The sequence below is a fragment of the Ramlibacter sp. genome (assembly GCF_035706265.1).
GTDB lineage: Bacteria > Pseudomonadota > Gammaproteobacteria > Burkholderiales > Burkholderiaceae_C > Ramlibacter.
In genome coordinates this window covers 1-7,522 of record NZ_DASSVG010000142.1, presented here as the reverse complement: position 1 = coordinate 7,522, position 7,522 = coordinate 1, and the positions used below count along the sequence as shown (strand labels likewise).

General features: G+C 70.5%; 6 protein-coding genes and 1 pseudogene. 2 read left to right on the top strand and 5 right to left on the bottom strand.

Features of this window, described 5'->3' with window-relative positions:
* The 4 genes and pseudogenes from VFM98_RS05725 to VFM98_RS05710 form a co-directional block, all read right to left on the bottom strand.
* Positions 1 to 584, bottom strand: a pseudogene (locus VFM98_RS05725) (class 1 fructose-bisphosphatase); the annotation flags it as partial.
* Between the two features lie 14 nt (positions 585 to 598).
* Entirely contained in the window at positions 599 to 1,549 is a 951-nt protein-coding gene (gene cbbX / locus VFM98_RS05720) for a CbbX protein (protein WP_325108936.1), read from the bottom strand.
* A 4-nt stretch (positions 1,550 to 1,553) separates the two neighbouring features.
* Complete coding sequence (locus VFM98_RS05715) at positions 1,554 to 1,994, bottom strand: ribulose bisphosphate carboxylase small subunit (protein WP_325108934.1); 441 nt, start codon at positions 1,992 to 1,994, stop codon at positions 1,554 to 1,556.
* Positions 1,995 to 2,007: 13 nt separating this feature from the next.
* Positions 2,008 to 3,477 (bottom strand): ribulose-bisphosphate carboxylase large subunit, encoded by a 1,470-nt coding sequence (locus VFM98_RS05710; RefSeq protein WP_325108933.1) that lies wholly within the window; start codon positions 3,475 to 3,477, stop codon positions 2,008 to 2,010.
* A 108-nt stretch (positions 3,478 to 3,585) separates the two neighbouring features.
* On the opposite strand from VFM98_RS05710, the gene VFM98_RS05705 reads away from it, so the two are divergent.
* Positions 3,586 to 4,518, top strand: coding sequence for a LysR family transcriptional regulator (locus tag VFM98_RS05705; protein ID WP_325108932.1), 933 nt, complete (start codon positions 3,586 to 3,588; stop codon positions 4,516 to 4,518).
* A gap of 1 nt (position 4,519) precedes the next feature.
* On the opposite strand, the gene VFM98_RS05700 is transcribed toward VFM98_RS05705, so the two are convergent.
* Complete coding sequence (locus tag VFM98_RS05700) at positions 4,520 to 5,299, bottom strand: FCD domain-containing protein (protein ID WP_325108931.1); 780 nt, start codon at positions 5,297 to 5,299, stop codon at positions 4,520 to 4,522.
* 210 nt (positions 5,300 to 5,509) lie between these two features.
* On the opposite strand from VFM98_RS05700, the gene VFM98_RS05695 reads away from it, so the two are divergent.
* On the top strand, positions 5,510 to 7,522 hold a 2,013-nt coding region (locus VFM98_RS05695), incomplete at its 3' end, for an FAD-binding and (Fe-S)-binding domain-containing protein (protein ID WP_325108930.1).

Below are 7,522 nucleotides of genomic sequence, written 5' to 3'. Positions count from 1 at the left end.
GCGGCATGCGTGAGGACGAAGTCGCCGGTGCCGCGATCGAGCGTGAAGCCGTGGGTGCCCTGGCCGACCGTGAGCACCAGCAGGGTCGCGGGCCCGTAGATCGCATAGCCGGCTGCGACCTGCTCGCGCCCGGGGCGCAGGAAGTCGCCGGCGACCGGCGCCTGGGGGCCGGGGTGGCGCAGCACCGAGAAGATCGTGCCCACGGCGACGTTCACGTCGGCGTTGGAGGAGCCGTCCAGTGGATCGAACGCCAGCAGGAAGCGGCCGCGCCCACCGTCGGGGAACAGGGTCACGGGAGCCTCGTTCTCCTCCGACACCATGCCGGCGATCAGGCCACTCCTTTGGCCGTGGCGGATCATCGTTTCGTTCGCCAGCACGTCGAGCTTCTGCTGCACTTCGCCCTGCACGTTGCGCGCTGCGAGCGCGCCGAGATGGCCGCCCAGCGCACCCTCGGCGGTGGCCGCCGCGATGGCTGCGACGGCGGCGGCAGTGTCCGCGAGCAGCGCGCCGAGCGCGTGGCCGTCCTCCGTCTCCCCCAGTTGATACCGCAGGAACGCGGACAAGGTGGTCCGTTCGCATTGCATGGTGATCTCCTCCCTCATTGGTGATCGGCGGCTGCCGCGGCGAACACGCGACTGGCACGGATGTCGCTCTCGGCGACGGTGCAGAGTTCGTCGCAGCCAAGTTCGCGCTCGGGCTGGGCGAACAGCCGGCTGGCCTGGCGCAGGCGGGCGCGGTCCAGCGCGTTGCGCACGCTGCGCGCGTTGGCGAAGTGCGGCTGCCGGATCCGCAACGCCAGGTAGGCCTCCAGTGCCTCCTGCGCGCCGGGCCCGAAGCGGTAGTCCATGGACTGCAGCATGCGCCGCGCGATCTGCAGGAGCTCGTCCGCGGAGTAGTCCGGAAAGGCCAGGTGGTGCGCAATGCGCGAGCTCATTCCGGGGTTGGAGCGGAAGAACGTGTCCATGCGGTCCTGGTAGCCGGCGAGGATCACGACCAGGTCGTCGCGCTGGTTCTCCATCACCTGCAGCAGGATCTCGATCGCCTCCTGCCCGTAGTCCCGTTCGTTGTCGGGCCGGTAGAGGTAGTAGGCCTCGTCGATGAAGAGCACGCCCCCCATCGCCTTCTTCAGCACCTCGCGCGTCTTCGGCGCCGTATGGCCGATGTACTGGCCCACCAGGTCGTCGCGGGTGACGGCGACCAGGTGCCCTTTGCGCACGTAGCCGAGGCGGTGCAGGATCTGGGCCATCCGCAGCGCCACCGTCGTCTTGCCCGTCCCCGGGTTGCCGGTGAAGGACATGTGCAACGACGGCGCGTGCGCCTGCAGGCCGGCGCCGGCGCGCAGCCGGTCGATCACCAGCAGCGCCGCGATGTCGCGGATGCGCTGCTTCACGGGCACCAGGCCGACCAGGTCGCGATCCAGCTCCTGGAGCACCGTCATCACGTCGGTGCGCGCGAGGACCTCGGCGACGCTGCGCGCAGCCGGCGCCGGCTCCGGATCCGCGGCGGGCACGGCGGCCAGCGCCGCGTGGGCATAGGCAGGCAGACCCATCGCTTCAGTCCTCGTAACGGCGGGACTCGGGCCGGTCGGTGGCATAGGAGCGCACCGTATAGCGCAGCGAGCGTCCCTGCGCCTCCTGGCGCCCGAGGCCGAAGCCCGGCTCGCGCGCCGGCCGCTGGACCAAAAAGCTCATGGCGATCGACTCGACGCCGCGCGTGGCGTCGAACGCCACCAGCCGGATGTAGTGTTGCGCGAAGGTGGCGCGACAGGCCTGCACCTCCGCCAGCACGCCGGCGGCGTCCCGCAGGTCGAACATCGGCATGCCGAACATCTCCCAGTAGGTATTGCGCGGGTGCGGGTCGTCGGTGTACTCCACGCTCCAGGCATAACCGCGACCCAGCCCGTAGTCGATCTGGGCCAGGATCTCGGCGTCGGTGAGGTCCGGCAGGAAGCTGAACTGGCCCTGCGTGAGGCGCCCGGTGGGGTTGGTCATCATGGCTGGGGCTCCGTTACAGCGACAGGGAGGGCGTCACGGCGTAGTCGCTCGTGTCGGTGGACTGATAGTCGAAGGAGACCTCGCCCCAGGTGGCAAGCGCCTGCTGCAGCGGAGTGCAGAAGCGCGCCGCGGCCTGCAGGATTTCCGGGCCTTCACGGGCGATGTCGCGGCCCTCGTTGCGCGCCTTCACCATGGCCTCCAGCGCGACGCGGTTCGCCACCGCGCCCGCCTGCACGCCCGCCGGGTGGCCGATGGTCCCGCCGCCGAACTGCAGGATCACGTCGTCGCCGAACAGGTCCAGCAACTGGTGCATCTGGCCGGCGTGGATGCCGCCGGAGGCCACGGGCATCACCTTGCGCAGGTCGGCCCAGTCCTGGTCGAAGAACAGGCCGCGCTGCAGGTCCTGCCGGGTGTGCGCGTCGCGGCACACGTGGTAGTAGCCCTGCACCGTCATCGGGTCGCCCTCCAGCTTGCCCACCGCGGTGCCTGCGTGCAGGTGGTCGACGCCGGCCAGCCGCAGCCACTTCGCGATCACCCGGAAGCTCACCCCGTGCGTCTTCTGCCGCGTGTAGGTGCCGTGGCCGGCACGGTGCATGTGCAGGATCATGTCGCGGCGGCGGCACCAGTTCGCCATCGACTGGATGCCGGTCCAGCCGACCACCAGGTCCACCATCACCACCACCGAGCCGAGTTCGTGGGCGAACTCCGCGCGCTCGTACATGTCCTCCATCGTCGCGGCGGTCACGTTCAGGTAGGAGCCCTTGACCTCGCCGGTCGCCGCACTCGCCTTGTTGACGGCGTCCATCACGTAGAGGAAGCGGTCGCGCCAGTGCATGAAGGGCTGCGAGTTGATGTTCTCGTCGTCCTTCATGAAGTCGAGGCCGCCCTTGAGGCCCTCGTAGATCACCCGCCCGTAGTTGCGGCCGGAGAGGCCCAGCTTGGGCTTGGTGGTGGCGCCCAGCAGCGGCCGGCCGAACTTGTCGAGCCGCTCGCGCTCCACCACCAGCCCGGTCGGCGGGCCCTTGAACGTCTTCACGTACGCCACCGGAATGCGGATGTCCTCCAGCCGCACCGCCTTCAGCGGCTTGAACGAGAACACGTTGCCGATCAGGCTGGCCGTCATGTTGGCGATCGAGCCCTCCTCGAACAGCACCAGGTCGTACGCCACCCAGGCGAAGAACTGGCCCGGCTGGCCGGGAACGGGCTCGACCCGGTAGGCCTTGGCGCGGTAGCCGTCGCAGGCGGTGAGCCGGTCGGTCCAGACCACCGTCCACGTCGCCGTGCTCGATTCACCGGCCACGGCCGCGGCGGCCTCGACCGGATCCACGCCGTCCTGCGGGGTGATCCGGAACAGGCACAGCACGTCGGTGTCGCGCGGCGCGTAATCCGCGTCCCAGTAACCCATCTGGCAGTACTTCAGGACGCCGGCGCTGTAGCGCTTCCTGGCTTCCGTGACGATCCCCTCATCCACCGGCTTGTTCATCCTGACCTCCGTCAAACACTGCCCGATGCAGCGGTTGAGGAGCACTCTAGGCAGGCGTAGCATGAAGCGGAAGTCAGATCTTCTGATGCGATCCTTCAGCATCCCTGAATGAAGAACGCCACGCTGCGCCAGCTGCGGGTGTTTGCCGCCGTGGGCAAGCACCTGAACTTCGCCCGCGCCGCGGAGGAGCTCGCCCTCTCCCCGCCGGCCGTCTCGATGCAGATCCGCGAGCTGGAGGAGCAGGTGGGGCTGCCCCTGTTCGACCGCACCAGCCGCTCGGTCGCGCTCACCACCGTGGGCGAATACGTGCTGGCGCACGCGCGGCGCGTGCTGGCCGCCATGCGCGACGCCGAGGACATGGTGGCCAACCTGCGCGGACTGAAGACCGGCGTGCTCGATGTCGTGATGGTCAGCACCGCCAAGTACTTCGTGCCGCGCCTGCTGGCGCAGTTCCGGCAGGACCATCCCGGCGTCGAGATCCGCCTGCGGGTGGCGCACAACCGCGGCGAGATCGTGCGCCTGATGCGCGAGGGCGAGGTGGAGCTGGCCGTCATGGGCCGCCCGCCCACCGAGTGGTCCACGCGGGCCGAACCCTTCGCGCTGCATCCGCACGTGCTGGTGACGGCGCCCGATCATCCCTTCACACGGCTGGAGCTGGTGCCGGCGGCGGCGCTGGCGCGCGAGGCCTTCATCGTGCGCGAGGAAGGCTCCGGCACGCGCGCCGCGCTGCAGGAGTACATCGAGGCCCACCATCTCACCCCTTACGTGGCCATGGAGATGGCGAGCAACGAGGCCATCAAGCAGGCGGTGATGGCCGGCATGGGCGTGAGCCTGCTGTCGCTGCACACCCTCGGCCTGGAGCTCGCGCACGGGCTGATCGCGACGCCCGAAGTGGAGGGCCTGCCGCTGATGCGCCGCTGGCACGTCGTCCATGCGCTGGCGCGCACCCTGTCGCCCGCGGCGGAGGCGTTCCGCTATTTCATGCTCGAAAGAGGCGAAGCGTTCCTGGCGCAGCAGTTCGGCGGAAGCGGGGCGGCCTGACTCACGCCCGGGTGGGCTGCGCGGCTTGCGCGCTGCGGCGCAGCGCCACCGCCCGCCGCTCCTCGGCGAGCGCGTTCTCGCCCATGCACTCGCGCACGAAATCGATGTGGGCGCGCGACGCACGCGCCGCATCCTCCGGCCGGTGCTCGCGGATCGCCAGCCAGATCGCGCGGTGCTGCCCCCGCAGCTGGTCCCAGCGGTGGCGCCGCGGGTGCAGCGCCCGCAGGTTGTCCGAGATGTGGCCGTGGGCCACCTTCATGATGCTGGCGCACAGGTGGCTCACGAGCACGTTGTGGGAAGCTTCGGCGATGGCCTGGTGGAACTGCAGATCGGCGTCGATGCAGGCCTCGAGCGGCGCGCCGTCGTACTGCGCCTCCAGCGCGGCATGCGCTTCGTCCAGCAGCTGGATGTCCACGTCGGTGCAGCGGTCCGCTGCCCAATAGGCCGCCTGCGATTCCAGCAGCGCGCGGAATTCGAGCATGTCGCGCTGCACGTCGGCATGGCCCGCCAGCATCTCCTGCCACGGATCCGCGAAGTGCGCCGCCAGCCGGTCGGTGACGTGGCTGCCGCCGCGCTCGCGCGTGTGCAGCAAGCCCTTGGCCGCCAGCTTCTGGATCGCCTCGCGCAGCGAGGGCCGCGAGACGCCCAGTTCGGCCGCGAGATCGCGCTCCGACGGCAGCCGGTCGCCCGGCCGGATGGTGCCTTCGAGGATGCGTTGTTCGATTTTCGCGGCGACCGCGTCCGCGATGCGCGGCGCCCGCGCGCCCGGGGTCCGGTTCATTCGTGTCTCCTGGTCCGACCAGCGTAGCGTAGCCAGATCGACACGAATTCCTGGCCGGACCAGCGCCGATCCTTTGCGCTGCGTCAAGGGGCGTGCTGGTCCGACCAGCTTTGAAAGCTTCGTTCAAGCCGGCGCCCCGAGACTGCCCGCATCCTTTGGTCATACCAATACGCAGGAGACAAGATGCGCGCCGCAGGATCCGGAGACAGTGTGATCGCGTCGGCCCTCGCGGCCGTGCTGCCCGCGCGGCAGGTGGTGGCCGATCCGTTGCGACGCCTCGCCTACGGCACCGACGCGAGCTTCTACCGCCTCACGCCCGAGGTGGTCGCGATCGTCGAATGCGAAGCCGACGTGCAAGCGGTGCTGAAAGCCGCGCGCGCGCACGGGCGGCCCGTCACCTTTCGCGCCGCCGGCACCAGCCTCTCCGGCCAGGCCGTGACCGACGGCGTGCTGGCGCTGATCGGCGAAGGCTTCGCCACCTGCGAGATCGCGCCGGATGCGGCCAGCGTGCGGCTCGGCCCGGGCATGGTGGGCGGCGACGTCAACGCGCGGCTGGCGCCCCACGGCCGCAAGATCGGTCCCGACCCGGCCTCGATCGCCACCTGCAAGATCGGCGGCATCGCCGCCAACAACGCCTCCGGCATGTGCTGCGGCACGGCGCAGAACAGCTACCAGACGCTGCAGTCCCTGCGCGTGGTGCTGGCCGACGGCACGGTGCTGGACACCGAAGAAGCGGCCAGCGTGGCGGCGTTCCGCCGCAGCCACGGCGAGCTGCTGCGGTCCCTGGCGCGCATGGGCGCCGAAACGCAGGCGGATGCGGCGCTGGCCGAGCGCATCCGGCGCAAGTACCGCATCAAGAACACCACCGGCTACAGCCTCAACGCCCTGGTCGACTTCGAGGATCCGGTCGACATCCTCGCCCACCTGATGATCGGGTCCGAGGGCACGCTCGGCTTCATTTCGCGCATCACCTACCGCACCGTCGCCGACGATCCCCACAAGGCGAGCGCGCTGGTCTTCTTCGCGACGCTGGAGCATGCGTGCCAGGCGGTGCTCGGCTTGCGGCAGCTGCAGGTGAGCGCCGTGGAGCTGCTGGATCGCGCCTCGCTGCGCTCGGTGCAGGACCAGCCCGGCATGCCGCCCGAGATGCGCGCGCTCGGCCCGGACGCCGCGGCGCTGCTGATCGAGGTGCGCGCGCAGACCGCTCCGGCGCTGCAGTTGCGCATCGACGCCGCCCTGGGCGTGCTGGCGCCGCTGCCCACCGTGGCGCCGCCTGCCTTCTCCACCGACCCGGCCGTCTGCGCCGGCTACTGGAAGGTGCGCAAGGGCACCTTCCCCTCGGTGGGTGCCATGCGCCGCACCGGCACCACGGTGATCATCGAGGACGTCGCGTTCCCGGTGGAATCGCTCGCGGCGGCGACGCTCGACCTGCAGGCGGCGATGCGCCGCCACGGCTACGACGAAGGCATCATCTTCGGCCATGCCCTGGAGGGCAACCTGCACTTCGTCTTCACGCAGGACTTCTCCGCGGCCAGCGAGATCGAGCGCTACGCCCGCTTCATGGAAGACGTGTGCACGCTGGTGGTCGGGAAGTACGACGGCTCGCTGAAGGCGGAGCACGGCACCGGCCGCAACATGGCGCCCTTCGTCGAACGCGAATGGGGTCCGCAGGCCACCGCCCTGATGCGCCGCATCAAGGCGCTGTTCGACCCCGAAAGGCTGCTCAATCCCGGCGTCATCCTCGACGACGACCCGCAGGCGCACCTGAAGCACCTGAAGCCCATGCCGGCGGCCGAGGACGTCGTCGACCGCTGCATCGAATGCGGCTTCTGCGAGCCGCTGTGCCCCTCGCACAAGCTCACGCTCTCGCCGCGCCAGCGCATCACCAGCTGGCGCGAGCGCTCGCGGCTGGCCGCCGCGGGCGAGTCGACCGCGGAGATCGACGCCGCCTTCGGGCCGCTGGCCCTCGACAGCTGCGCGGGCTGCGGCCTGTGCGCCACCGCCTGCCCGGTGGGCATCGACACCGGCGAGCTGGTGCGCCTGCTGCGGGGCCGGCGCACGGGCCCGGTGCAGCGCGCCGCGGCGCGCTGGTCGGCGCAGCACTTCGACACCTTCGCAAGCGCCTCGCGCACGGGCCTGCGCCTCGGCCACGCCGCCGCGCGCGTGGTCGGCGACGGCACGCTGGCGCGCCTGACGGGCGGCGCCTGGAAGCAGCAGATGCCG